The 25,195-nt window shown below is 69.7% G+C and carries 24 protein-coding genes and 1 riboswitch; of the genes, 9 read left to right on the forward strand and 15 right to left on the reverse strand.

Annotated elements, in window-relative coordinates:
* The 4 genes from AB0F44_RS13370 to AB0F44_RS13385 form a co-directional block, all read right to left on the reverse strand.
* A complete protein-coding gene (locus tag AB0F44_RS13370) occupies positions 1–1,254 on the reverse strand; it encodes a M48 family metalloprotease (RefSeq protein WP_357356082.1) in 1,254 nt (417 codons plus the stop codon).
* A complete protein-coding gene (locus AB0F44_RS13375; protein WP_357356084.1) occupies positions 1,251–2,453 on the reverse strand; it encodes a hypothetical protein in 1,203 nt (400 codons plus the stop codon). Before AB0F44_RS13375 ends, AB0F44_RS13370 begins: the two co-directional genes overlap by 4 nt.
* A 40-nt stretch (positions 2,454–2,493) precedes the next feature.
* Positions 2,494–3,480, reverse strand: coding sequence for an NlpC/P60 family protein (locus AB0F44_RS13380; protein ID WP_357356086.1), 987 nt, complete (start codon positions 3,478–3,480; stop codon positions 2,494–2,496).
* A gap of 15 nt (positions 3,481–3,495) precedes the next feature.
* Positions 3,496–3,700: riboswitch (cyclic di-AMP (ydaO/yuaA leader) on the reverse strand.
* 96 nt (positions 3,701–3,796) lie between these two features.
* Positions 3,797–3,979, reverse strand: coding sequence for a hypothetical protein (locus AB0F44_RS13385; RefSeq protein ID WP_091049976.1), 183 nt, complete (start codon positions 3,977–3,979; stop codon positions 3,797–3,799).
* Between the two features lie 122 nt (positions 3,980–4,101).
* On the opposite strand from AB0F44_RS13385, the gene AB0F44_RS13390 reads away from it, so the two are divergent.
* Both AB0F44_RS13390 and AB0F44_RS13395 read left to right on the forward strand, forming a co-directional pair.
* Entirely contained in the window at positions 4,102–5,367 is a 1,266-nt protein-coding gene (locus AB0F44_RS13390) for an NYN domain-containing protein (RefSeq protein WP_357356088.1), read from the forward strand.
* An 82-nt stretch (positions 5,368–5,449) separates the two neighbouring features.
* Positions 5,450–7,354: an APC family permease gene (locus tag AB0F44_RS13395; RefSeq protein WP_357356090.1), complete on the forward strand. Its 1,905-nt coding sequence runs from the start codon at positions 5,450–5,452 to the stop codon at positions 7,352–7,354.
* On the opposite strand, the gene AB0F44_RS13400 is transcribed toward AB0F44_RS13395, so the two are convergent.
* Positions 7,335–9,212 (reverse strand): hypothetical protein, encoded by a 1,878-nt coding sequence (locus tag AB0F44_RS13400; protein WP_357356092.1) that lies wholly within the window; start codon positions 9,210–9,212, stop codon positions 7,335–7,337. The genes AB0F44_RS13395 and AB0F44_RS13400 overlap by 20 nt on opposite strands.
* A gap of 65 nt (positions 9,213–9,277) precedes the next feature.
* Between AB0F44_RS13400 and AB0F44_RS13405 the strand changes: the two genes are divergently transcribed.
* Positions 9,278–11,041, forward strand: coding sequence for a DEDD exonuclease domain-containing protein (locus tag AB0F44_RS13405; RefSeq protein WP_357356094.1), 1,764 nt, complete (start codon positions 9,278–9,280; stop codon positions 11,039–11,041).
* Between the two features lie 174 nt (positions 11,042–11,215).
* Complete coding sequence (locus AB0F44_RS13410; RefSeq protein WP_141803873.1) at positions 11,216–11,494, forward strand: Lrp/AsnC ligand binding domain-containing protein; 279 nt, start codon at positions 11,216–11,218, stop codon at positions 11,492–11,494.
* A 111-nt stretch (positions 11,495–11,605) separates the two neighbouring features.
* On the opposite strand, the gene trpD is transcribed toward AB0F44_RS13410, so the two are convergent.
* Both trpD and AB0F44_RS13420 read right to left on the reverse strand, forming a co-directional pair.
* The gene (gene trpD / locus AB0F44_RS13415; RefSeq protein WP_357356096.1) at positions 11,606–12,643 is read right to left on the reverse strand and encodes an anthranilate phosphoribosyltransferase; all 1,038 of its coding nucleotides are present in this window, start codon (positions 12,641–12,643) and stop codon (positions 11,606–11,608) included.
* On the reverse strand, positions 12,640–13,050 hold the full coding sequence (locus AB0F44_RS13420; protein WP_141803871.1) for a hypothetical protein: 411 nt from the start codon (positions 13,048–13,050) through the stop codon (positions 12,640–12,642). Before AB0F44_RS13420 ends, trpD begins: the two co-directional genes overlap by 4 nt.
* A 138-nt stretch (positions 13,051–13,188) precedes the next feature.
* Here AB0F44_RS13420 and AB0F44_RS13425 point away from each other — a divergent pair, with 138 nt between their 5' ends.
* The 5 genes from AB0F44_RS13425 to AB0F44_RS13445 all read left to right on the forward strand — a co-directional run bounded on the left by AB0F44_RS13425 (position 13,189) and on the right by AB0F44_RS13445 (position 18,210).
* Positions 13,189–13,854 carry a heme-copper oxidase subunit III gene (locus AB0F44_RS13425; RefSeq protein WP_357356098.1) on the forward strand — a complete coding sequence of 222 codons (666 nt, stop codon included), beginning with the start codon at positions 13,189–13,191 and terminating at the stop codon, positions 13,852–13,854.
* 13 nt (positions 13,855–13,867) lie between these two features.
* On the forward strand, positions 13,868–14,749 hold the full coding sequence (locus tag AB0F44_RS13430) for a c-type cytochrome (RefSeq protein WP_350661527.1): 882 nt from the start codon (positions 13,868–13,870) through the stop codon (positions 14,747–14,749).
* Positions 14,746–15,909: a Rieske 2Fe-2S domain-containing protein gene (locus AB0F44_RS13435; RefSeq protein ID WP_357356100.1), complete on the forward strand. Its 1,164-nt coding sequence runs from the start codon at positions 14,746–14,748 to the stop codon at positions 15,907–15,909. Before AB0F44_RS13430 ends, AB0F44_RS13435 begins: the two co-directional genes overlap by 4 nt.
* Positions 15,906–17,633, forward strand: a complete 1,728-nt coding sequence (locus AB0F44_RS13440; RefSeq protein ID WP_357356102.1) for a ubiquinol-cytochrome c reductase cytochrome b subunit — start codon at positions 15,906–15,908, stop codon at positions 17,631–17,633. Before AB0F44_RS13435 ends, AB0F44_RS13440 begins: the two co-directional genes overlap by 4 nt.
* A gap of 226 nt (positions 17,634–17,859) precedes the next feature.
* Positions 17,860–18,210: a hypothetical protein gene (locus tag AB0F44_RS13445; protein WP_357356104.1), complete on the forward strand. Its 351-nt coding sequence runs from the start codon at positions 17,860–17,862 to the stop codon at positions 18,208–18,210.
* A gap of 5 nt (positions 18,211–18,215) precedes the next feature.
* Here the strand turns inward: AB0F44_RS13445 and AB0F44_RS13450 are convergent, their stop codons facing one another.
* The 8 genes from AB0F44_RS13450 to AB0F44_RS13485 all read right to left on the reverse strand — a co-directional run bounded on the left by AB0F44_RS13450 (position 18,216) and on the right by AB0F44_RS13485 (position 25,191).
* Positions 18,216–19,067 (reverse strand): MurR/RpiR family transcriptional regulator, encoded by an 852-nt coding sequence (locus AB0F44_RS13450; RefSeq protein WP_091049949.1) that lies wholly within the window; start codon positions 19,065–19,067, stop codon positions 18,216–18,218.
* Positions 19,064–19,939, reverse strand: coding sequence for a phosphonate ABC transporter, permease protein PhnE (phnE, locus tag AB0F44_RS13455; protein WP_357356106.1), 876 nt, complete (start codon positions 19,937–19,939; stop codon positions 19,064–19,066). Before phnE (AB0F44_RS13455) ends, AB0F44_RS13450 begins: the two co-directional genes overlap by 4 nt.
* Complete coding sequence (phnE, locus tag AB0F44_RS13460) at positions 19,936–20,763, reverse strand: phosphonate ABC transporter, permease protein PhnE (RefSeq protein WP_357356108.1); 828 nt, start codon at positions 20,761–20,763, stop codon at positions 19,936–19,938. The genes phnE (AB0F44_RS13455) and phnE (AB0F44_RS13460) overlap by 4 nt, the downstream gene beginning before the upstream one ends.
* A complete protein-coding gene (gene phnC, locus AB0F44_RS13465; protein ID WP_357356110.1) occupies positions 20,760–21,563 on the reverse strand; it encodes a phosphonate ABC transporter ATP-binding protein in 804 nt (267 codons plus the stop codon). The genes phnE (AB0F44_RS13460) and phnC overlap by 4 nt, the downstream gene beginning before the upstream one ends.
* Positions 21,560–22,537 carry a phosphate/phosphite/phosphonate ABC transporter substrate-binding protein gene (gene phnD / locus AB0F44_RS13470; protein ID WP_357356112.1) on the reverse strand — a complete coding sequence of 326 codons (978 nt, stop codon included), beginning with the start codon at positions 22,535–22,537 and terminating at the stop codon, positions 21,560–21,562. Before phnD ends, phnC begins: the two co-directional genes overlap by 4 nt.
* Positions 22,531–23,268, reverse strand: coding sequence for a hypothetical protein (locus AB0F44_RS13475; RefSeq protein WP_357356114.1), 738 nt, complete (start codon positions 23,266–23,268; stop codon positions 22,531–22,533). The genes phnD and AB0F44_RS13475 overlap by 7 nt, the downstream gene beginning before the upstream one ends.
* 147 nt (positions 23,269–23,415) lie before the next feature.
* The gene (locus AB0F44_RS13480) at positions 23,416–24,624 is read right to left on the reverse strand and encodes an Ig-like domain-containing protein (protein ID WP_357356116.1); all 1,209 of its coding nucleotides are present in this window, start codon (positions 24,622–24,624) and stop codon (positions 23,416–23,418) included.
* 150 nt (positions 24,625–24,774) lie between these two features.
* A complete protein-coding gene (locus AB0F44_RS13485) occupies positions 24,775–25,191 on the reverse strand; it encodes a cytochrome c oxidase subunit 4 (protein WP_350661547.1) in 417 nt (138 codons plus the stop codon).
* Between the last annotated feature and the right edge of the window lie 4 nt (positions 25,192–25,195).

Consider the following 25,195-nt stretch of genomic DNA (forward strand, 5'->3'; position numbering starts at 1 on the left):
CTATTTTCCGTCGAGCACGCGATGCGCGATCGCGATGCGCTGCAGGGTGGTCGGGTGGGAGCCGAACCACCACTGCGACCAGGCCTGCGGAGACGGGTCGGAGAGCGAGCGGGCGCCGAGGTCGTGCTGCAGGCGAGTGAACGACTCCAGGTCGCCGGTGGCGTGGAGCGCGTCGACGTCCGCGCGGGCCTCGACGTGCCGGCTGAGGCCGTTCTGGATGGGCATCGCCAGTACGCTCGCCAGCGCGAAGACCGCCATCAGCATCGGGACGGCTTCGGGGGTGGCGTACTCGTCACGGCGGCGGTAGGACAGCAGCAGGCCCAGCAGACCGACGCCGGCGACCGCGCCGGCGGCGCCGATGACCGTGCCGACCAGGACGTCGTCGTGCTTGGCATGGGCGAGCTCGTGGGCGACGACGGAGAGGACCGCCCCGCGCGCGGCCGCGCCCCGCTGCGAGTCGACGAGGTTGTCGTAGAGGACGACGCGGCGGGTGGAGCCGAAGCCGGTGACGTACGCATTGAGCGAGGTCGTGCGCCGGGAGGCGTCGACCACCAGGACGTCGTCGAGGTCGACGCCTTCACGCTCGGCGATCGCCATCACCTCGGTGCGGAACTGGCCACGCGGCAGCGGCTCGAAGTCGTTGAACAGCGGCTCGATGACGACCGGGTAGACGAACGAGCCGACCACCACCAGGGCGGCGACCAGGGCGGCGGCGACAGCCGGCCACCACCGCCGGCCGAGGCGGATGCAGGCGAAGAGGGCGAGCAACGCAACGCAGGTGGTCACGATGCCGACGACCTGGTTCAGCAGCGAGTCGCCCAGCCAGGGTCCCCACGCCTGCCGGGAGAGCCCGTAGCGCATCTGCAGCCGGTGGATCGCCACCGCGAACGGCAGCGTCGCGATCCAGCCGAGGAGGGTGACGACGGCGACCGCGAGCACCACCCGGAGCAGCCAGGGTCCGCGTATCCGTGCCACCAGACGCCGGCCCAGCGGGGTGAACCCGAGCACGCAGGCGACCACCAGCGAGACGACGAGCGAGGCCCGGCTGATCCAGCGAGCGGTGCCGGAGTAGGCCAGCATCCGCTCGAGCTCCTCGGGCGTGAACACGTCACGCTCGTCGGGCAGGTCGAGCGCGCCGCCCGGGTAGGGATGCCACGGGATCAGCAGCCAGGCGAGCACCACGAATGCGACCGCCCCGAGGACGAGAACCACCCAGGACGTACGCCGCGTTGCATTCACTTCTGCCCCCGTCATCGAGCCGAGTGTGACAGATGGGTCCGCCAGCGCGCGGTCAGTTCGTCCTCCCCGAAGCCGAAGTTGGCCTGCAGCGCCTTCTCCAGGCCGATGCCGCGCCCGGTCTCCTCGTAGAGGTCGACCAGGGCCTGCTCGCCGCCGGCCTCGGCGAGCACCTCGCAGGCGAGCCAGGCGGCTTCGTACTCGGCGCCGAAGTGCTCCGAGCGGGTGTTGAACTCGGCCTTGCCCGGCAGGTGGTCAGGGGCGCCGTTCTCGCGGACCTGGGCGAGGATCTGGCCGGCGGTCTTGGACAGCGGGAGCTTGGTGTCGCGGAGCGCGACGTAGTCGGCGAAGCCCTCGACCAGCCACATCGGCCGGCGGGTGTTGGTCGCGGCGTCGGTGGCCGCGTGGGTGGCCTCATGGCTGATGACGATCTGGGCGCCGGGGGCGTCGAGGTCGCCGATGACGCCCTGGTTGACCCACACGTGCAGCGGGGTCCCGACCTTCGTGGAGCCGTCGACGGTCGCCGTGACCGCCGCGACGGCGGCGTAGGTGCCCGGCTGCGCGCCGAGCGCGGAGTCGAGGCCGGTCGCGGGCACCTCGAGAACCAGGCGCGGGTCCTTCCAGGGGATCACCTTGCGGACCCCGGCGACCGCGGTGGTGGCCAGCTCGGCGTAGCGGTCGGCGACCTCGGCGGAGGCCTGGACGACGACGAGGGTGGAGCCGGTGCGGCGCACCTCGACCGGGCCGCTGAGCCACAGCGGCAGCCGGGTGCCCTGGGCCGCCGAGAACCCGGTGATCGCGCCGTCGGCGTCGAAGCCGACCTTCAGCTCCTCGGTCAGCGCGGGATCGCCGGGCATGCGCCACGACATCTCGACGTCGGCCGTCCAGGAGCCGTCCTGCTCCACGTTGTCCGCCTCGGCGACGTATCTCGCGGTGACGTCCCCGAGGCCGATGGCCTGGGCGTTGCGCACCGCCACCGAGGCGGCGTCATCGCCCTCGGGCTTCGCCCCCTCACGTACGCCGTCGACCAGCTCCGCCAGCGAGGCCCGGGCGCCTTCGGTGTCGGCGCGCACGACCGGCGCGGTGCTCGGTGTCGGCGCGACGTACTCGCCCCCGCCGGTCAGCCGCCAGCCGACGAACCCGGCGAGCAGCATCACCAGCACCAGCCCGGTCCCGATCAGGACCGGGCGGGAAAGAAGAGAGCCGATCGTTCGCACCTGCGAACGATCGGCCCCTTCGGGGTGCTGGGTCAAACTCTCAGCCCGGGCGGACGGCGCCCGTGTAGGGCATCTCGTCCATCGGGGAGACCTTCACACCGGTGCTCGGGTTGGAGGCGTGCACGATCATGCCGTTGCCGATGTAGATGCCGACGTGGCTGATCGGGCTGTAGTAGAAGACCAGGTCACCGGGGGCGAGCTGGTCGCGCGAGACCTGGGGTCCGCTGCTGTACTGCGCCGAGGAGGAGTGCGGGAGCGAGACGCCGGCCTGGCCCCAGGCACCCATGGTGAGACCGGAGCAGTCCCACGACTCGGTGCCGGTGGCGCCGTAGACGTAGGCGTCGCCGACCTGGGCGAGGGCGTAGTCGACGGCCACCTTGGCGCGGCCAGAGGGCGGCGGCAGGTTGGAGGGGATGCTGGTGTCGGTGGACTGGAACTCCTCCAGCTCATCGGCCTCCAGCTCGTCGAGCTCGGCCTGGGCCGCCTCGTACTTCTTGTCGATCTCGCTCTTCTTCTGCTGCATGGTCGACTTGACCTTGGCCATCTGGGACTTGGCGTCCTCGGTGGCCTCGCGGCGAACCTGAAGGGCCTCCGCCTCGGTGTTGTACCGAGCCAGCAGGTCGGCCTGCAGCGCGTTGTAGGACGAGACGGTGGAGAGACCGGCGAGGAACTCCTGCGGGTCCTCGGAGGTGATCACCTGGCCGACGGCAGAGACGTCGGAGCCCTCGAACTGCCGCAGCACGGAGTCACGGAGCTCGGCGCGGATCTTGTCGAGCTCCTTGCTCTGACGCTTCTCGTCGGAGCTGAGGTCGTCGAGCTGGTCCCTGAGGTCCTGAAGCCGCAGCTTGGCGTTGCTGTAGTCCTCGTTGGCCGCCTCGGCCTGGGTGTAGAGCTTGTCGACCTTCTTGCGAACGTCGTCGATGTCGGGCTCTGCCTGGGCGGGGGTCGCTGCGGGAATGATCCCGGCGACACCGATGGCGGCGATGCCGGCTACTCCGGCAATGAGTCGCTTCCGGTCGCGTGTCACGAGCGGACGGTCTCCTTGTGTAGTCGTTGACGCCTACCGGGTGAGCTGACGGGTTCAGGCACGACCTGCCTTACCACCGCTCCTCGATCTGGTCTCCCAGATCGCCCTTGCGGCGGATGCACCCCAGGTGATCGCACTCCGTTTTCGCGGCGTACGACCGGTGTGGTTCCCCGGCTCCTGGCCCGCCCCGAAGCGGGCCTGGACTAAGCGCGACACTCGCGTGGGCCGGTTGACCCACTCCCACGAGCGCCAAGTTCCTGCGCACACTAGCCGACGGCATCCCCCACCTGCCAACCACCCACGCCCAAAAGTTCGGCTACATCCCTTCCACCATGCGCAGCGGCGGGACCAGTCCACCTTCGGCCAGCACGTCGAGCGCCCGGCGCTCGTCGTCCTCGATGGTCAGCTCCGGAGGCGGCCCCAGAAGCACGGTGACCACGCAGTCGTGGCACGCCAGTCCCCGCACGAGGCAGGTGTCACAGTCGATTCTCGTCGTCATGCTGTGACGGTCTCACCGAGCACCGACATTTTTGCTTTCGTCCGGTTGCGTGCGGCGTGTCATCACCATCGCAGCACGGTATTCGAGGCGGCGATCGCGGACCGGGTCCCTACACTTGGAACATGGAGGTCTCCGCGTACGCGACGCTCCCCGACACGGTCCGGGGGCGCATCGTCGCGCTCACGGCCGGGGTGCTTCCCGACGTGGTGCGGCTCCCGCCCGCGCTCAAGCGGATCGCCGACTTCGCGCCCGCCCGGCGCGCCAAGGCCGGCGGCGCGATGATCGCCTCGGTGCTCGAGAGTGACGACGAGGTCCGGGAGAAGGTCGGCAGCCAGCTGCGCCCGGCGTACGTCCCCCAGGGCTCCTCCGACGACGTGGTCCTGCCCGAGGACCCGGCCGAGGCGGCCGCCGTCGTCTGGCTCATCCGCCCCGACGGCTGGGAGGTCTCGCTCAAGGAGGCCCTGGACCGGCTCGACGCCGCCGCGGTGCCCGTGGTCGACGCCGAGGTCGCCCGCCTGCGCAGCAAGCTCGCCGCGGCCGAGGACGAGATCCGCGAGGTCCGTGCCGACCGCAAGGCCCGCCTCGACGACCTCAAGGCCGACAACACCGCCCTGCGACGCAAGCTCGGCGAGGCCCGGGCCGCCGCCCGCGAGGCCGGCACAGGACTGGACGCGGCTCTGACCGAGACCCGCGCGGCGCTCGCCCGTGCCGAGGACGAGCTCGCCGCGCGTGACCGCCAGCTGCGTCAGCTCCGCAGCCAGATCGACAAGCTGGAGCGCGAGGCCGCCGCCGAGCGGCGTACGTCCAAGACGGACCGCGAGGACGCCTCGCTGCGCGCCCGGTTCCTGCTCGACACGCTGCTCGACGCGGCCGGAGGCCTCCGTCGCGAGCTGGCGCTGCCACCGGTCACCGGCACCCCGGGCGAGCGGGTGGAGGCCGAGCTGGCCTCCGCGGACGCCGCCGCCGGTGCCGGGGTCACCAGCAGCGCCCACCTCGAGCAGTTCCTGGCCATGCCACGGGTCCGGCTGATCGTGGACGGCTACAACGTCTCCAAGGCGCTGTGGCCCGACTCGGCGCTCGATGCCCAGCGGCTGCGGCTGCTGCGGGCGATCGCGCCCATCGCCGCCCGCACCGGCGCCGAGACGACCGTCGTCTTCGACGCCCACTCCGCATCCGTACGTCCCACCGCCGTGCCTCCGCGCGGCGTCAAGGTGCTCTTCTCCCCCGAGGGCGTCATCGCCGACGACGTCATCCGCGACCTCGTCGACGCCGAGCCCGCCGGCCGCGTCATCCTGGTCGCCACCGACGACGCCGAGGTCGTCAAGGATGTACGCCGCGCCGGCGCCCGCACCGTCCCGCTCTCCTCGCTCTCGCCGCTGCTGGGTTGATCCAGCAGGCTTCCTGCGCCATACCGCCCTGATTCGATAGGTTCTCTCGACGTTCGAATCATCGGGAGTGGGAGACCAGCGCGTGCGGCACACCCTCAGCGCGATCGGCAGGATGATCCTGTGCGCCGCGGGATTCGTGATGTCCATCTACGGCAGCGTCCAGCTCAACGCTCTCAAGTCGCCGGGATTTCGCGAGCTGCTGCACGAGTCGAGCTTCTGGGTCGCCGCCATCGGTGGCCTGATGACCGCGATCGCTTTCGAGGCGATGCGACGGGCGCAGGTGCCCGCGGCGGCGCCTGCCCAGCCCGTCGAGCCGGCCGAGCCCGTCAAGCCGGTCGAGCCCGCCCCGGCTGAGCCCGAGAAGGACGAGCGACCCGCCGAGGACGGCGACAAGCTGAGCCTGGTCGAGGTCGTCGGTCTCGCCGCGGGCGGCGTCATCGGATCCGGCTGGCTCCTGGCCGTGCCCGGCCTCCACGAGAGCCTGGGCGAGGCCGCGCTCCTCGGCTGGGCGGCCGGCGGCGTACTCATGCTCACCATCGCGGTCGTGATGGTCGAGTTCGGGCTCATCTCCCAGCGCACCGGCGGGCTGCTGTTCCACCCGCACGACGCCTTCGGGCCGCTGGTGGTGATCATCCTGGCGGCATCCCTGTGGATCTCGTACGCCATCAACCCGGCCGCCCAGGCGGCGGCCGCGGTCAACGGGCTGGCCGAGGTCGTCCCCGCCCTGGCCGGCGAGGGCGGGCTCACCGGGGTCGGCTCCGCCCTGGCGGTGGCGGTGACCGCCGCGATCATCGCCTTCGTGCTGCTGCCCCGGCGGTTCGTGCTCCGTACGAACGCGGCCCTGACCCTGCTCAAGATCGCCATCCCGGTGATCTTCGTGGTGTTCCTGGTGCTCGCGGTTCCCGGACGCCCCACGGGCGCAGGACCGGCGCCCGGGCCGACGTCGACCGGCGTGCTGAGCGCCCTCATCACCAGCGGCGTGATCTACGCCTACATCGGCTTCCAGGCGCCCCTGGACGTGACCGGCGAGGTCCGGGGCGGCCGCCGCGAGGTGGCCAGACGCGTGCGCTGGGCGGTCTACGGCACGGTCGTCGGCTCGTTCCTGCTCTACTCCGCCCTCCAACTGGTCTACGCCGAGCACATGTCCGCCTCCGGGGCCGAGCACGGCACCTCCTACGCCCGCCTGACCGACGCAGCCACGCTGGCCGGGGCGCCGATCGACTGGCTGGTCGTGCTGATCCGCATCGCCGCGATCATCGCCCCGATCGGGTCCGGCATCGTGTTCACCTACGCCCTCAGCCGCGAGGTCTACGCGCTCAGCGCGGAGAGGTACGTCCCCAGCGGCCTGCACGAGCCGCGGGCATCACGGCTCCCCGGCCGCACCAGCGACTCCTTCTGGCTGATCCTGCTCGTGAACCTGGTCCTCGCGCTGGTCGTCCTGGTGGCGGTGGGCGGCGACTGGCAGACCCTGGCCGTGCTCAACACGATCCCGATCCTGATCCTGTACGCGGTCACCTGCGTCGTCCTGGCCGTGCGCTCCGACCTGCTCGGGACAGGTGCCCAGCGGCTCCTCCCGTTCGCGGCGTACGCGGCCTTCGTCGTCATCGCGCTGGTCGTCAACGAGTCCGCGTGGGACCGGGTGTGGAAGGGCGTGGCGGTCATCGGCTGGGGATCGCTCGTCCTGCTCGTGCTCCCCTGGCTCCATCATCTCCGGGTTCCCGGCCTGGGCTGGTACGACGCGAAGAACCACGGCGCGCGCCTCGTCTCTCGCGACCCGGCGAACCGCCCGTTCGTCGTGCTCGCGCTGTACCTGGTCGCGCTGACGCTGCTGAGCGCCGTCCGTCACCGGATCGACGACGCCTCCGTGTGGAGCGTGTGGAGCCTGCGTGCCCTGGTGATGATCGTCGCCTCGGGCGCGTTCGTCCTCCTCGTCGGTGCGGGGCGTCGCTACCTCAGGCAGACCCGGCTCACGACGACCCGGCCCTGACCCACTCGGCCTCCTCCTCCTGGCCGGCGGCGACCAGGGCTTCCACGACGGCATCGACCCGGGCCCGGTCCTGCCACCGCCCCACCGAGCGGCGCAGGACGCCGGCGCGGCTCGCCTCCGGGTAGCGGTGCAGGCGCAGCCGCGTGGTGATGCCGACGATGTCGGTGGGCGTGACGCTCTGCGCCTGGTCGAGGTAGCGGATCAGCAGCCTGTCGGCCGTGCCGGCGAGCTCCTTGCGAAGGAGCTGGTGGGCGGTCTCGGCGATCGTGGGTCCGGCGCCCCGGCGGTTGATCGCCTCGTCGGCGAGGTGATGCCAGGACGTACGCACGGCGTCGGTGAAGCCGGCCGCCTCGAGGGCGGCGAGGCACTCGGCGTACCAGGCGACGTACGTCTCCTCGGTCGGCGCCGGATAGACGAGCAGATCCTCGGCCAGCCTCCAGCCGACGTCGGCTGCGACGGCCGATCGGCCGCGTCTCCCGACCCGGGAGGGTACGTGCCCGAGCAGGCCCACGATCTCCTCGGCGGGGCGGAGCCTGACCAGGGTCGCGGCCTGTCGGCGAAGGTCCTCGCCCAGCGTCCGGCCGTGGCCGTCGGCGAGATAGCCGGCGATGCCCTCCACGACAGCGGATCCCATCGGCTCGCGGTCCGCGCCCTCCGGGGTGAGCACCCAGTGGAGCAGGTTCCGCATGGTCTCGGCGGGCGGCTGCGCCCACGACCACCGGTCGAGGAAGTCGCCGAGCCGCTCGATGTGGCCGCCGTGGGCGAGCGCGCGAACCAGCATCGCGGCCTGGGCCTCGTTGCCCTCCTCGATGAGGGTCTCGCAGATGCGCTTCAGGTTCATCGGCGTCGCGTCGCCGGCCATGGCTGCCAGGAGGCTGTCGCGGCCGGGTCCCCGGCTGCCGCGCAGCAGCAGCACCACGTGCTCGCGCGCCTCCTCGGCGTTCTCGCTGCCGTCGAGGCGCACCTTGAACCAGTCCTCGAGCACGCGGCCGCCCGGGCACAGCTCCCAGAACGCCGCGACGAGATCCTGCTGCTGGGCGGGACCGGGTGCCCGGCCGAGGTCACCGATCGAGCCGAGGGTGCGCCAGAGCAGGTCCAGCGCGATCTCGCGCAGCCTCGGACTGGCGTCGAGCGCGACGTACAGCAGGGCCTTGTCGAGGTTCGAGCGACCGCTGGACGGGGCCGCGAACTGCTTCACGGTGTCGTTGACCAGATCCGGCGCGCCGAGCAGGTGCAGCGCGCGGAGGAACCGGGCGATGTCGGGGACGGTCCGCTGACGGAGTACGTCGTGGATGACGGCGTACGCGATGGAGGCGTCGTGCTCGGTCTCGATCGCGAGCCGGGCCGCGTCCTCGGGCGGGCGGTGCAGCGCGGCGGCCGCGATCAGGATCACCCGGTCCGCGGCGGACTCCAGCGAGGTCGCCACGGCAGCCAGGTCACCGTCCGCGAGCCTGCCGTAGGCGTGCAGCGCCTGGACCGCGATCGCCGGATGGCCCTGCGTACGCAGCTCCGCGAGCCAGGCGACGAACCGGTCGACACCTTGGCCGGAGACCCGGGCGAAGGCGTGGTCGATCAGCTTCTGAGTGTTGAGGACCTCGTCGGCCTTGGCGCCGTCGAGCACCGTGACGTACTCGACCAGGCCCGCCAGATCGCCGGTCAGCGTGTCGAGCACGCGTTCGTTGAACCGCAGCGCGGCGGTCTGTCCGTCCTCGCTCAGCAGCGTCCGGGCCTGCTCGCCGGCCTCGGCCGGCTCGACCTGCAACGAGCCCGAGCGAGCGAACCACCTGGCCCAGGGCCGGTCCTCGCTCCCGGACGTCGATCCCTCGGTGCCGCTGTTTCTCGCAGCGATCGCCCACACCTCCCCTGTCGGTGGCCACACCCTAGTGGCGAAGGACTGTCGGCGGCACTCGCTAATGTGTTCGCATGAGCAGTGCGGCGGTGACAGAGGCGCGGAAGGAGATGCGAGCCCGTGCCGTGGCCCGCCGCCAGCGCGAGCAGGCCACCGGAGGCTGGGAGGCCCAGCGCGGCTTCGACGAGCTCGGCAGGCCGCTGCGCGACCTGACCTTCTGCGTGGTGGACCTGGAGACCACCGGCAACAGCCCCGACAACGGCGGCATGATCACCGAGATCGGCGCGGTGAAGGTGCGTGGCGGCGAGGTGCTGGGCGAGTTCCAGACCCTCGTCAACCCCCACACCGGCATCCCGCCCTCGATCGCCGTGCTGACCGGGATCACCAACTCCATGGTCGCCTCCTCCCCCACGATCGAGTCGGTGCTCCCGGCGTTCCTCGAGTTCGCCGAGGGCTGTGTGCTGGTCGCTCACAACGCCCCCTTCGACGTGGGCTTCCTCAAGCACTTCGCCGCGAAGCAGGAGCGGCCCTGGCCACGTTTCGAGGTGCTCGACACGGTGAAGATCGCCCGGCGGGTGGTCACCCGGGACGAGGCGCCCAACCACAAGCTCGGCTCGCTGGCCCGGGTCTTCGGCTCGCCCACGACCCCCAACCACCGAGCCCTCTCCGACGCCCGGGCAACGGTCGACGTGCTCCACGGCATGATGGAGCGCCTCGGCAACATCGGCGTGCAGACGCTGGAGGACCTGGCCGTCTTCTCGGCCAAGGTCACCACCGCCCAGCGCAAGAAGCGTCACCTGGCCGAGGACCTGCCCCACGCCCCCGGCGTCTACCTGTTCAAGGATGACAAGGGCCGGGCGCTCTACATCGGCACCTCCAAGGACCTCCGCACCCGCGTACGCACCTACTTCACCGCCTCCGAGACTCGCTCCCGGATGGGCGAGATGGTGGGGCTGGCCGCGACCGTGCAGGGCATCGAGTGCGCGACGGCGCTGGAGGCGGCGGTGCGCGAGCTGCGGCTCATCGCCGAGCACAAGCCGCCCTACAACCGCCGCTCGCGACGCCCGGAGAAGATGCACTTCGTCAAGCTCACCCAGGAGCCGTGGCCCAGGCTGTCGCTGGTCAAGCAGGTGCTCGACGACGACGCGGACTATCTCGGCCCGTTCGGCTCCAGGAAGGTCGCCGAGAAGGCGCTCCAGGCGCTGCACGACACCTTCCCGATCCGGCAGTGCGCCGACCGGCTCCCGCTGCTGCCGCGCAAGACCCCATGCGTCCTCGCCGAGCTCCACCGCTGCCTGAGCCCGTGCGACCAGAGCGTCCCCGCCGAGACGTACGCGACCCTGGTCTCACGGGTCCGCGAGTCGCTGCTCCACCGGCCCGACGAGGTGGTCGAGACGGTCACCGAGCGGCTCACCGGCCTGGCCGAGCAGGAGCGGTTCGAGGAGGCGGCCGTCCACCGCGACCGGCTCACCTCCTACCTGCGCGCCGCCGCGCGCACCCAGCGGCTCACCGCCCTGACCCGGCTGCCCGATCTCACCGCGATCCGGCGCGAGGACGACGGTCGCTGGGCGGTCCACGTGGTCCGTCACGGGCGCCTCGCCGCGGCCGGAGTGATCCCGCGCGAGGCCAACGCGCACGCCTACGTCGCCGACCTCCAGCTCAGCGCCGAGACGGTCCTGGACGCCCCCGGCCCGGTGCCGGCCGCGAGCGCCGAGGAGACCGAGCTGGTGCTGCGCTGGCTGGAGTCCCCGGGCGTACGCCTCGCCCATGTCGAGGGCGAGTGGACCTGTCCGATCGGCGGTGCGGGCCGGCGGGCAGCGGCGCTCGAGCGGGTTTGAGGACGTGGCATCGAGCTCCGCGTCGTCCAGCGCGTGCTCTCGCAAGGCGACGCTTCGAAGGACTACCGGGCGTAATTCGAGAAGCGTCAACGCCGCGAGAGTGCGTGCTGGGCGGCGCGGAGCCGATGGCGGGTCCTCGAACGCGCTCCAGGACGATCCGCTAACGTGACCTGCGTGATCACAGCGATCGTCTTCATCAATGCCGAGGTCTCCCAGATCCCCGAGGTGGCCGAGGCCGTCGCCGCCATCGACGGCGTCAGCGAGGTCTACTCCGTCACCGGCCAGATCGACCTGATCGCCCTGGTGCGCGTCCGTGCCCACGAGGACGTGGCCAACGTCGTCGCCGACAAGGTCAACAAGGTCCCCGGCGTGCTCGAGACCGAGACCCACATCGCCTTCCGCACCTACTCCCAGGTCGACCTGGAAGCCGCATTCTCCATCGGGCTGGACTAGCCCGGCGTGTAGCCGAGTCGGCGCATCTGCACGCCTTGGAGCGAAGCGAAGCGAGCGAGGCGTGCGGATGCGCCGACTCGGCGCGCAATCATCTACAGCCCCAGGCAACCCTCAGCGAGAAGTAGCCGCCACCCACCGGTCAAGCACAGCCTGAGCAGCCCCGGAGTCGATCGCGTCGGCCGCACGAGCGATCCCGCCCGCAAGCCGCTCGTCCACGCTGCCCGACCCGGCGTCGTGGACGGCAAGAGCAGCACCGGCGTTGAGCACGACAGCGTCACGTACGGCGCCCTTCTCCCCGGCGAGCAGACGGCGGACGACAGCGGCGTTGTAGGCGGCGTCGTCGCCGCGCAGGTCCTCGGCGGTGGCCCGGCCGATGCCGTGGTCGAGGGGCTCGACGGTCGCCTCGGTCACGACGCCCTGCGAGACCATCCACACACGGGAGGTCGTGGTGGTGGTGAGCTCGTCGAGGCCGTCGTCGCCGCGGAAGACCCAGGCGTCGACGCCACGGCGGGCGAAGACGCCGGCCATGACCGGCGCGGCGGAGGCGTCGGCGCAGCCGATCGCCGAGGACGCGGGACGCGCCGGGTTGGTGAGCGGGCCGAGCAGGTTGAAGACGGTCGCGATGCCGATCTCGCGCCGCGCGGCGGCGGCGTGGCGCATCGCAGGGTGGAAGGCCGCGGCGAAGAGGAAGGTGATCCCGGCCTCCTCGGCCACCTCGCCGACCCGGGAGACGTCGAGGTCGAGCCGGATGCCGAGGGCCTCGAGCACGTCGGCCGATCCCGACTTGGAGGAGGCGGACCGGTTGCCGTGCTTGACGATCTTGGCCCCGGCGCCAGCCGCGACGATCGCCGACATCGTGGAGATGTTGACCGAGAAGGACCGGTCACCACCGGTGCCGACGATGTCGAGCACCCGCCCGGGCACGAAGATCGGGTTGGCCTTGGCCAGCATCCCGTCGGCGACCCCGGCGAGCTCGTCCACGGTCTCGCCCTTGGCACGCAGCGCCACCGCGAAGGCGGCGACCTGCGCGGGCGTCGCCTCTCCCGAGAGGATCTCCCCCATCGCCCACGCCGCCTGGTGCGCGGACAGGGACTGTCTCGCGACCAGCGTGGTGAGGACCTCGGGCCAGGAGTGGGGCGCGGACGTCATGCGCCAACGTTAACGGGCCGCAGCAGTCCCACGACCGTCCGGGCCAGCTCGAACGGGTCGAGCGGGTGCGGCACGGTGGCTTCCGCACGCGACCAGGTGCCGAGCCATGCGTCCTGAGGACGACCGATGAGGACCACGATGGGCGGAGCGTCCTTCACCTCGTCCTTGACCGCCTTCGCGATCCCCAGCCCGCCGGCCGGAGCGGCCTCGCCGTCGAGCACGGCCAGCGCCAGGCCGCCGGCGTCGAGCTGAGCGCGGACGGCCGGCTCAGTGGCCACCTCGACGTACTCCACCTCCGGCAGAGACGGGTGCGGGCGGCGCCCCAGAGCGAGGATCACCTGCTTGCGTACGTCGACGTCGTCGCTGTAGACGAGGATCTTCAGTGAATTCGAGGTGGTATCGGTCACACCCCGATGCTAGCGCCAACACCAGGCTCTGAGGCCACATGTCACAACCCGAACCTGAGCGGTGTCTATGGGTGTAGCAGCACCCTGAAACACGACACACAGGGTCCCAAGAAGACTCTGGAAAGGGGGCAGGACATAATGGCGGGCGTGGCGACAGTATCGACTCTTCCAACAGCCCGCCTGCACGGGCATCACGACCGTCCGAGCATGGTCAGCGTGGGGACGATCATCTGGCTCGCAAGCGAGCTGATGTTCTTCGCGGCGCTGTTCGCGGCCTACTTCACGATCCGCGCGGTCAGCCCCGAGGTGTGGGAAGCCAACACCGCTGGGCTCAACATCCCGTTCGCGGCGGTCAACACGACCATCCTCGTGCTGTCGTCGTTCACCTGCCAGTTCGGCGTCTTCGCCGCCGAGCGCGGCCAGGTCGGACGTAAGGGCTCCCTGCTCGCGGTCCGCCTGTGGGGCCTGCGTGAGTGGTTCATCCTCACCTACCTCATGGGCGCGGTCTTCATCGCCGGTCAGGCGACCGAGTACGCAGCCCTGGTGCAGGAGGGCATCGCCCTCAACCGCGGCATCACCGGTCCCGACGACCCCTACGGCTCGGTCTTCTACCTGACGACGGGCTTCCACGGTCTGCACGTCACCGGCGGCCTGATCGCCTTCCTGTTCGTGCTCGGCCGGACGTACGTCGCCAAGCGCTTCACCCACGAGCAGGCCGTCTCCGCGATCGTCGTGTCCTACTACTGGCACTTCGTCGACGTGGTGTGGATCGGCCTGTTCGCGACCATCTACCTCCTCAAGTGACCAAGGACTGAATGTGCGTCTACTGAACCGCTCCGTCGGTCGACTGTCGCGGCACCGTCGCCGCCCGTTGGCCGGTGCCGCCGTGCTCCTGGTCGCCCTGTTGAGCACCGGCGGCGCGTACGCCGCGCTCGCCCCGGCCTCCCAGGCCGAGCAGGAGAAGGACAACGCTGCTCTCGTCGCCGAGGGCAAAGAGCTCTTCATGATCAACTGCTCCACCTGCCACGGCTCCAACGGTGAGGGCATCACCACCCAGAACGGGAAGCTCTACGGGCCCTCCCTGATCGGTGTCGGTGCCGCCTCCGTCGACTTCCAGGTCGGCACCGGCCGGATGCCGATGGCCCAGCCCGGCGCCCAGGTCGAGGTCAAGGACCCCAGCTTCAACCAGGACGAGATCGACGCCTTGGCCGCGTACGTCGCCAGCCTCGGCCCCGGCCCGGCCGTCCCGGACCGGGAGCAGTACGACCCGGAGACCTTCGCCTCGGAGAAGGAGCGGGAGGAGGCGGTCGCCCTCGGTGGCCAGATCTTCCTGACCAACTGCACCGCCTGCCACAACTTCACCGGTGCCGGCGGCGCCATGCCGCGCGGCGGCGAGGCTCCGAGCATCCTCAACACCGACCCGAAGCACATCTATCAGGCGATGCTGACCGGTCCGCAGTCCATGGACACCTTCTCCGACGGCAACATCAGCCCGGAGGAGAAGAAGGCTGTCATCGCCTACGTCGAGTCGATGAAGGAACAGCCCGACTACGGCGGCTTCAACAATGGTTCGCTCGGTCCGGTGACCGAGGGCATCGTCGCCTGGGTCGTCGGTCTCGGCGTCCTGGTGGCCTTCGCCTTCTGGATCGCCGCGCACACCACGCGCACCAACCAGACCAAGAAGGGATCTGCCAAGTGAGCAGCGACCTCAGCGAGATCGAGAAGCACGACGACTCGCACCCCGAGCTCAACGCGCACACGGACGCGCTGCTGCCCGACCCGGGCTTGCATGAGCATCACTGGCGTCCCACCGACGTCGACCCCAAGGCGGAGAAGCGCGCCGAGCGCCAGGTGAGCCTCTTCTTCGGTCTCTCTGCGCTCTGCTCGGTGCTGTTCGTGGTTGCGTACTTCGCCGTCGAGCCTGGCTACGACGGTGACGTCTGGGCCGGCTACGGCGCCTCCAACCTGGCGCTGGGATCGACCCTGGGCTTCGCCCTGCTCTTCCTCGGCATCGGCGTCATCCAGTGGGCCCGCAAGCTCGTCGTCGACATCGAGCACACCGAGGACCGCCACCCGGCGGCCTCCTCCCCCGCGACCCGCGAGGTCGCGGTCGCCGAGCTCAAGGCCGCGCTCCACGAGTCCGGCATGGCCCGCCGCCCCTTCATCCGCAACGCGATGATCGGCTCGGCCGCCCTGCTCGGTCTGCCCGCGATCGTGATGCTCAAGGACCTGGGCCAGACCAACGCCCAGATCACCGCGGAGCAGCCCTACCCCGGTGCCGGCCTCGAGCACACCGTCTGGGACGCCGGCGTGCGCGTCGTACGCGACGTGGTCGGCACCCCGATCCGCCCGGGCGACCTGGAGATCGGTGACCTGGTCAACGCCGAGCCCTCGACGATCTTCGACGGCAGCCTGCACGGCGCGCCGCTGCAGATCGCCAAGTCGAAGGCGGCGACGATCCTGCTGCGGATGGACCCCAACGACATCGCCAACGACGTGACCCGCAACTGGTCGGTCAACGGCATCGTGGCCTACTCCAAGATCTGCACCCACGTCGGTTGCCCGATCTCGCTGAACGAGCGCACCACGCACCACCTGCTGTGCCCGTGCCACCAGTCGACCTTCGACCTCGCCGACCACGGCAAGGTCATCTTCGGCCCGGCCGGCCGGCACCTCCCGCAGCTGCCCCTGGGCGTCGACGCGGACGGCTTCCTCGTTGCCCTCTCGGACTACCCTGAGCCTGTGGGCGTCAGCTACTGGGAGCGCAACACTCACGACATCGACACGATCTTCGACGACTGGTCCAAGGACCACGCCGCCGATGCTGAGCAGTACGGCTACAAGGAGGGCGGACAGTGAGCACCGACACGTCCAAGGTTGCCGCCAGCAACGGCACCAACGCCGCTGCCCCGGCGGGCAAGCCGACCAAGGCCGGCGCAGCCGCGAACTGGGCCGACGAGCGCCTCGGCCTCGGTGGCCTGAGCAAGTTCCTCTCCCGCAAGATCTTCCCCGACCACTGGTCGTTCATGCTGGGTGAGATCGCGCTGTGGAGCTTCGTGGTCCTGCTCGTCACCGGCACCTTCCTGACCCTGTGGTTCAAGCCCTCGATGGCCGAGATCACCTACCAGGGCTCCTACGCGCCGCTGCGCGGCATCGACATGTCCGAGGCGATGGCCTCGACGCTGGACATCTCCTTCGACGTACGCGGCGGCCTGCTGCTGCGTCAGGTCCACCACTGGGCGGCGATGCTGTTCATCGCCTCGATGATGATCCACATGATGCGCGTGTTCTTCACCGGCGCGCACCGCAAGCCTCGCGAGATCAACTGGGTCATCGGCGCGACGCTGCTGCTCCTCGGCACGCTCGAGGGCTTCACCGGCTACTCGCTCCCCGACGACCTGCTCTCCGGCACCGGCATCAGGGCCGCGGACGGGTTCATGATGGCGATCCCGATCGTGGGGACGTACCTCTCGTTCTTCCTGTTCGGAGGCGAGTTCCCAGGCGACGACATCATCCCGCGTCTGTTCACGATCCACGTGCTGCTCATCCCAGCGATCCTGCTGGCGCTGATCGGTGCCCACCTGATCCTGCTGATCTACCACAAGCACACCCAGTGGCCTGGACCCGGACGCACCGAGAAGAACGTCGTCGGCTACCCGATGGTGCCGAACTACATCTCCAAGATGACCGGCTTCTTCTTCATCACCTTCGGTGTGACCGCCCTGCTCGGCGCGTTCTTCTCGCTCAACCCGGTGTGGAAGTTCGGCCCCTACGACCCGACCAAGGTCACCGCGGGCTCGCAGCCTGACTGGTACATGGGTTGGCCCGACGGCGCGCTGCGCATCATGCCGGGCTGGGAGTCCCACTTCTGGGGCTCGACCTGGTCGTGGAACATCTTCTTCCCGGTCATCGTGCTGCCGATGGCGGCCTGGATGGTCGTGCTGATGCTCCCGTTCATCGAGGCCTGGATCACCGGCGACAAGCGCGAGCACCACCTGCTCCAGCGCCCGCGCAACGCTCCGACCCGCACCGCCACGTTCGTCGCGCTGATGACGTTCTACGCGGGCTTCTGGGCCGCGGGCGGCAACGACATCATCGCGATCAAGTTCGACCTCTCGATCAACCAGATCACCTACTTCCTGCGGGCGTTCGTGTTCCTGGGTCCGATCGCGGCGTTCATCATCACGCGTCGTTGGTGCATCTCGCTGCAGCGTCACGACAACGAGAAGCTGCTGCACGGCTACGAGACCGGCACGGTCATCCGTACGCCGGAGGGCGCCTACCACGAGAAGCACCTGCCGCTTCCCGAGGCCGAGGCCTACGCCATGACCGTCCGCGACCGCGGCCGGGCCGGCGAGGAGCCGGAGCTGAAGAAGAACGGCAAGCCGACGTTCCGCGCGAAGCTCCGGGCCTTCTACTACGACCACGACGTGGACAAGCCGACCCCCGAGGAGCTCAGCGAGGCGCACCACCACGCCGAGCACGAGGCCCACGAGCTGGCTGCCCACGAGGGTCACCAGGTCGACGGTCACGACTTCGACGATCACCGTCACTCGGCGATCGAGGAGCCCCTCAGCCACTGATGTCCGACGCATCGGTGGGCGAGCTTGCTCGCCCACCGATGACCGGAGGAGATCGAGCGAGCCCCGCCCGCGAGCTTGCGAGCGGGCGACGGGCGGGTCGAGATCCACATCAAGAGCGCACGTGGCGCCGTTTCCCTCCGGGGGACGGCGCCACGTGCGTTTCTGAGCGTTCTATCGGCCGAAACCCAGTTGCCCGCGACCGGACGCGGACCCTAGGGTCCAGCACATGACCGGCCTCCAGGCTCGACTCCGAGCCGACCTCCTCACCGCCCGCAAGGCTCGCGACACCACGGCGACATCCGTGCTCCGCTCGACCCTGTCTGCCATCTCCAACGCCGAGGCGCTGCCGGTGGCAGAGGCGGCCCTCTCAGCCGAGGGTCCGATCGCGGGCGCAGCTAGCGGCGTCGGTGCCACCGAGGCCGCCAGGCGCGACCTCACCGATGACGACGTACGAGGCATCATCACCGACGAGCAGGCCGAGCGTCTGAGCGCCGCCGCGGACCTGGAGTCTCACGGCGCGGGCGAAAAAGCAGAGCAGCTCCGCGCCGAGGCGGAGCTGCTCGCGGCGTACCTCTAGGAGACCTAGCCCTGCGGGTCGAGCTCGCCGCCGACGACCTCGAGCACCCGGGCGCGTACGTTGGCGGCGGCCTCGGGGTCGCGGGCCGCGACGGCGGCAACGAGCGCGTTGCCGAGGATGAGCTGCGGGATCCGGATGATCGAGTCGAGCTCCTGTCGGAACCCGGCGCGACCGCCCTGCGGGGTGACCAGCTCGACCTCGGCGAGCTTGGTCAGCTGGGTGCCGGTGAAGGAGGTCAGCGCGATGACGGCCGCTCCCCCGGCGACGGCCGCCTGAGCGACCTGGATGGTGGGCGCGGTGGCGCCGGTGCCGCTGACGACGACGCAGACGTCGCCCGGCTGGAGCAGACGGGCCCGGATGAGCTGGTCGAGGTGATCGCTGGGAGCGACCGTGCTGAGCCCCTGGGAGCCCAGTCTCATCGCGATGTCCTGGGCGACCGGCGAGGAGACCCCCGTGCCGGCGACCAGGATCGAGCGGGCCTCGGCGAGCAGCTCGACGGCCCGGGTGACCTGCTCCTCGGAGAGGAGCCCGACCATGTCGGAGGCGGAGTCGGCGATGTCGGCGAAGAAGGAGCGCACCACCGTCAGCGGGCTGCCTCCCTCGGTCGTCTCGGTCTTGGCCGTGCCCAGGTCACGCGCCAGCAGCACCTTGAGGTGCGGGAAGCCGCGGAACCCGAGTCTCTGCGCGGCTCTGACCACGGTCGCGGTCGAGACGGATGCCTCGGCGGCGATCTCGGCGGTGGTCGCCTCGATGGCCCACTCCGAACGGGTCAGCACGACCTCGGCTACCGCGCGCTCGGAAGGGTTGAGCCGCGGCATCGCGGCCCTGATGGCGGGAAGGACCGGCGCACTCGTCATGCCGCCACCGCAGTGGCTTCGGCGCCGTGCAGGATCCGGTGACGCAGCGCTGCTGACAGCTGGTCGACCAGGATCGTCACGATGATGATCACAGCTAGCATGATTCCACCCCACTCCCACTCACGGCCCCGAAGGACACGGTTTAATAACGCACCAATTCCACCAGCGCTCACGACGCCGAGGATCGCGCTTGCCCTGATGTTCACCTCGAAGCGGTAGAGCCAGAACGCCACGGTCTCCGGCATCATCTGCGGGATGACCGCCGTGCGGAGGCGCTGCCACCACGTCGCGCCGGCCGCGGTGACGGCCTCGACGGGCCGCGGGTCGACCGCCTCGATGTTCTCCAAGGTCAGCTTTCCGAGCGAGCCGATCGAGTGGATCCCGATCGCCATCGCTCCTGCCATCGGGTTGAGCCCGAACAGCGGCAGCATCACGATCACCGCGAGCAGGATCTCCGGGACGGCACGGATGGCGTTGAAGAAGAGCCGCACCGGGAGACGTAGGACCAGCGGCGCGGTGTTGGAGGCGGCCAGGAACGCCAGCGGGAACGAGAACAGCGCACCGACGCAGGTGCCGATCCAGGCGAGCGCCACCGACTCCCCCATCAGCTTCAGCGACTGCAGCCACCAGTCCCCGTAAGTGAGCTCCGGGTCGGCCTGGCCCTCGGGATGCGCTCCCGGCCAGGTGAGCACTCCGTCGAGCATCTGGCCGGCGTACTGCAGGATCTCCCCGGGGAACTGCGGCAGCCGCTCCCACTTGGCATCGTCCAGCGACCAGCCGGCCACGAGCACGATGCCGATCAGCGCCAGGCCGGCCACGGTGTAGGGCCACTTCGGCGGCGGCTTCGGCCGCGCCACGGTCGCGGGGCTCATACCAGCCTCCGGCGCAGGAACTGGGAGAACAGGTCGATCGCGATGACCACCACGAAGATGACGATCACGACCGACGCCAGCCGGGGATAGTCGGCGCGGTTGAAGTAGAGCATGATCAGCTGCCCGATCCCGCCGGCCCCGACCGCACCCAGCACCACGGAGGCGCGGATGTTGAGCTCGAAGACATAGAGGGCGTACGAGGCGTAGTTGGGCAGCACGGCGGGCACGATCGCGACGCGGGCACGCTGCCAGCGGGTGGCCCCGGCGGCGTCGAGCGCCTCCAAGGGGCCGGGATCGACGGCGTCGATGCTCTCCGCGGTCAGCTTGGCGACGATGCCGATGTTGAAGATGGTCAGCGCCAGGATCCCCGGAAGCGGGCCCGTGACGACGGCGACGAAGACCAGTGCGTACGCCATGTCGGGCAGCGACCGGATCACCGCCATCACCGACTTGGTGACCCGGTAGACCGCGGGCGGCGCGCTCACCTTGGAGCCCAGCAGAGCCACCCCGAGGGCGATCAGAGAGCCGACGAAGGTCGCGATGATCGCGATGGCCGCGGTCTCCTTCAGCGCGGTCCACAGCCGCGAGGACGGGTCGGTGATCTCCGCCCACTCGGGGTGAACGACCTCCCCGAGGATCATCGTCAGCATCGGCCACTGCTCGATGACCGGCGCGAGCGAGAAGTCGATCGCCCAACCCGCCACCACGGTGACGGCGACAGCGCCGAGAACACCCCCGATGAGCAGCGGGCTCGGCGGCGGCTGCGCCGGGCGTACCTGCCTCGGCGAGCCGCCGCCGGGGCGGTCGAGGGTGGCCTGACTCATGCCAAAACGTCCTCGGCGGTCAGTGAGCGGCCGTAGATCCTCTCGAAGACGGCGTCGTCGGCCTCGGCGGCAGGGCCGTCGAAGACCACCTCACCCGCGCGCATACCGATGATCCGGTCGGCGTAGCGCCGGGCGAGGTCGAGGAAGTGCAGGTTGACCACAGTGGTGATACCGAGATCACGGTTGATCCGTTGCAGGTCTCGCATCACCAGGTTGGCCGTCGGCGGGTCCAGGGAGGCGACCGGCTCGTCGGCGAGCACCACCGACGGCTGCTGCGCGAGCGCACGAGCGATCGCGACCCGCTGCTGCTGCCCGCCGGAGAGCTGGGAGGCGCGTACCCATGCCTTCTCGACGATCCCGACGCGCTCGAGCGCCTCGAAGGCGATCTCCTTGTCGGCCTTGGTGTGCAGTCCGAGGGCCGACCGCACCCACGACTGGGCATGCAGTCGTCCGGTGAGCACGTTGCCCATCACCGAGCGGCGGGTCACCAGGTTGAACCCCTGGAAGATCATCCCGATCTCAGCGCGCAGGCGCCGCAGCTGCCGTCCGCGCGCCGTGGCCACCTCGGTCCCGCCCACGGACAGCGATCCCGAGGTGACCGGCACCAGGCCGTTGATCGTGCGGACGAGCGTCGACTTGCCGGCCCCGGAGAGTCCGACGACCACGACGAACTCACCCGCCGGGATGGTCAAGGAGACCTTGTCCAGGCCGCGGGTGCCGTTCGGGTAGACCACCGAGACGTCGTCGAAGACGATGCTCTGCCCACCACTGGTCCGACCCCCGGGATCCGAGCCGCTCATTCGCCGAAGTTCTCCTCCACGGACTTCGCCTTCTTCAGCGCGGCCGTGTCGACCTTCTCGAGACCCTCGATCTCGTAGACCGCCTTCAGCGTCTTGAGCCCCTTGGGGTCCTTCGCCATCGCGGTGAAGGCGTTGGTCACCTTCGTACGCAGCTCCTTGGAGAGACCGGCGGCAACGACGATGCCGTCGTTGGGGATCTCGGTGGAGTAGGCGAACACCACGACGTCGGAGGCGACCTTCGGCTCGTCGTCCGCGACCTCCTCGCGGGCGTCGTCGAAGCTCACCCCGATCGGGTAGTCACCGCGCGCCACGGCCAGGACCGCGGCGTCGTGGTCGCCGGCGAACTGCGCGTCGAGGTCGACCAGGGCATCGCCACCGGTGACCTGTCCCCACTGGGTGGCCGGGTAGTAGTAGCCAGAGGCGGAGCCCTGGTCGACGAAGGCGATCGAGGTGCCGGGCTTGATCTTGGCGAGCGCCTCCTCGCCGGCGGGACCGGTCTTGGCGGCGTCGGTGCCGTTGCAGTACTTGAACCCCTCGACCACCTTGACCTCGTCGGCGCAGTAGGTCTCGGGGTCGTTGGTGAACCACTGGGTGTGGTAGGTCCCCGAGCCGAAGCGCACCGACTGCAGGACCGGCACGGCGCCGGCCTGGTCCTCGGCCTGGACCATGCCGATCGGGCCGAGCATCGCGACCTGGGCCTGGTCGGCCTTCATCGCCACGATTGCGGCGGCATAGCTCTCGGTCACCTCGGCGCGTACGGGGATCCCGATCTTGTCGCTGAGGAACGACTCCAGGCCCTTCGCGCTCTCGGTGATCGAGTCGACGTCGCCGGAGGGCACCAGCGACAGCACGATCTCCTCGGGATCCTCCGCGGGCGCGGCGCTGTCCTCGCCGCCGCCGCAGGCGGCGAGCGCGAGGGCGAGCGATGCGGCGGCACCGACCGCCAGCAACCGGTTCCTGGGGGTTCTCAACATTGGACAGACTCCTTGAGGGGGTGAGCTGCTATGAAGGATGACGGGTCATTCGACCAGTCCGAGACTGCGGGGTACAGGTCCACGAACGATCCTGCACGAACATGGGCCGGTCCCTGCCGGCGGTCGAAGGCGTCAACGTATGCAGCAACACAACCACGCTCGACGGCGGGAGCAAGGTCATTGCGCCAGATGTCGCCGACCGACATCAACCACTCCGGCGTGTCGGCGGCGCCGACGTGGTCGAGGAAGCCGTCCAGGTGCCCCTTCATCCGGGTCGGCTTGAGCGCGTCGGTGCACACCTCGTCGACCACGTCGCGTACGCCGAGGTGCTCCAGGATCGCGTCCAGCCCGCTGCCGCCGGGCGAGTTGGTCAGGATCACCCGGTGCGCGTCGATCCCGTCGAGCAGGTCGATCAGCCCGTCGGGCGTGCGGATGTCCCCCGGCTGCTCGCTGATCGCCGCCCGGCTCGCGACGTACGCAGCGCTGAGCTGCTCCTCGGTCACTCCGGCCGCCAGGCCCAGGATCTTGACCGCCTCATAGCCGTCCTGAGCGCCCGTCAGCGTCTTCGGAGCGGTCTCGGGGAGTCTCTGTCCAAGGAAGGCCGCTGCGGTCTCCAGGAGGGCCTCAGGAGCATCGGTGAGGTCCGCCACCCGGGTGGCGTAGAGAAGTGCCGGTGTGTCTCCGAGACACACCGTGCCGTCCAGGTCGAGCACCAGCACAGGCCGAGGCAACGAATCCACCTTCCAGGGCGCGGGCCGTCGGGGTCAGCCCTGCGCAACGCGATTACGTGTTAGGTGGAAAGTAAGTAAAGGCGCTGACGGAAGCAAGCATCAACCGCATGATGTCGCACGCTAATTGCTGCAATGCACAACATCGACTCAGGCGAGTGCAGACCCCGCCTGGTATTCCTCGTAGGAGGTGTTCCAGTCGCCCCAACCGTTGCTGAAGGTCATCTCGCGGTTGGTGCCGACGGTCTCGACGACGTCACCGCGGCGGGTCATGTCGTAGAGGAACTTGGCGTTCTCGTCGCTCATCCCGGTGCACCCGTGGGAGACGTTGGCGTTGCCCTGCTGCGCGACCGACCACGGCGCGCCGTGGATGAACTCACCGGAGAACGTCAGCCGCATGGCCCACTTCACGCCCTCCATGTTGTAGTACTCCCGGTCGCCCTGGTTGATACCGATGGTCTCGGAGTTCATGGTCTTGCGCTTGAACTTCTCGATGATCACCTTCACGCCGCTGCGGGTGATGAACCCTTCCTTGCCGGTCGTGATCGGGATGGTCCTGATCTTCTGCCCGTTCTTGAAGACTTCCATCTGGTGGGTCTGCGCGTTGGCCTTGTAGATGTGCGCGTCACCGGTCTTGAACGTGATCTCGCGGTCCTTCTGGCCGAAGATCCCGCCACCGGCGGGGACGGAGTTGATCTTGAGCTTCACGTTGATCGTGGAGTTGGCCTGCCAGTAGGTGCGCGGGCGGTAGTGAACTTCCTTGTCGCTCACCCAGTACCACGACCCCTCCTGCTTCGGGGTCGACTCGACGATCATCTTCTTCTCGAAGGCGGCCTTGTTCTTCACCGGCAGGTCGTACGTCACGATGATCGGCATCCCGACGCCGACCGTCTCACCGTTGAGCGGCGCGATCGACGGGTAGGTCTGGCGGTCCAGGCCGAGATCCTCGGTGGAGAACTTGATCTCGCTCGTCTGCTCCAGCCCGTCGTCACCGGTGGCGGTGACCGCGAGGGTGTAGGAGGCGGTCGGCTCGAGCACCTCCCCCGCGCTCCAGCTGAGCCCGTCCTCGGTGATCGTGCCCCGCACCTTGGTGCCCTTGGCCCCGGTCAGCATGACCTCGTCGAGCCGCCCCTTGGCCACATCGACCTTCACGACCTTGTCGACCGCGACGCCGGTGGCGTTGTTCTCGATGTTGGGCGTGATCTGCACCGTGGGCTCGGCGGGCTTCTTGGGCTCCTTCGAGGCCGAGTCGGCCCCGCACGCGGTGAGCACCGGCGCGACGACGGCTGCCGCGGTGGTCAACAGCACCCGGCGGCGGGCAAACACGGACGGGCGGCGAAACGGTGACTGCGTTGACACGGTGAGACTGCTCCAGACCTGATTCATTTACCCCGACGCCCGGAACCGGGACGTGGGCGCGATAACCCTACCGGGCATCACCAAGAGCTTCCCCAAGAAGGGAAGCGGGGCCCGATCCATCTCGGATCGGGCCCCGCGTACGTTCTCTGCTCAGTGCTTGAACTCGCCTCGGTAGTACTCAAAGTTCCAGCCGGCGAGGGCCAGCAGGCCGAGCACGGCGGCGATGATGAGGAGCCACCAAGCGGCCATCGCGACGGCGAGGACCACCAGACCGAAGGTGAGACCGGCCCACAGCGGCCACCAGGAGAACGGCGGGAAGAAGCCGTACTCCCCGGCGCCCTCGGCGATCTCGCCGTCCTCACGGTCCTCGGGACGCGGGTCCATCTTGATGGCGTGGAAGCCGAGGTAGACGGTGATCATCGCGAACAGCAGCGTGCACATCACCAGCGCCGAGGTGCCGGTCCAGTCGCCGCCCTCCTCGGAGGCCGCGGTGACGAACCAGTAGGCCGGCGTGACCAGCACCATGAAGGCGGTGCAGACCACGAAGATCCAGGCTTCAGACTTCATCGGG

Source organism: Nocardioides sp. NPDC023903, from assembly GCF_040639295.1.
Lineage (GTDB): Bacteria > Actinomycetota > Actinomycetes > Propionibacteriales > Nocardioidaceae > Nocardioides.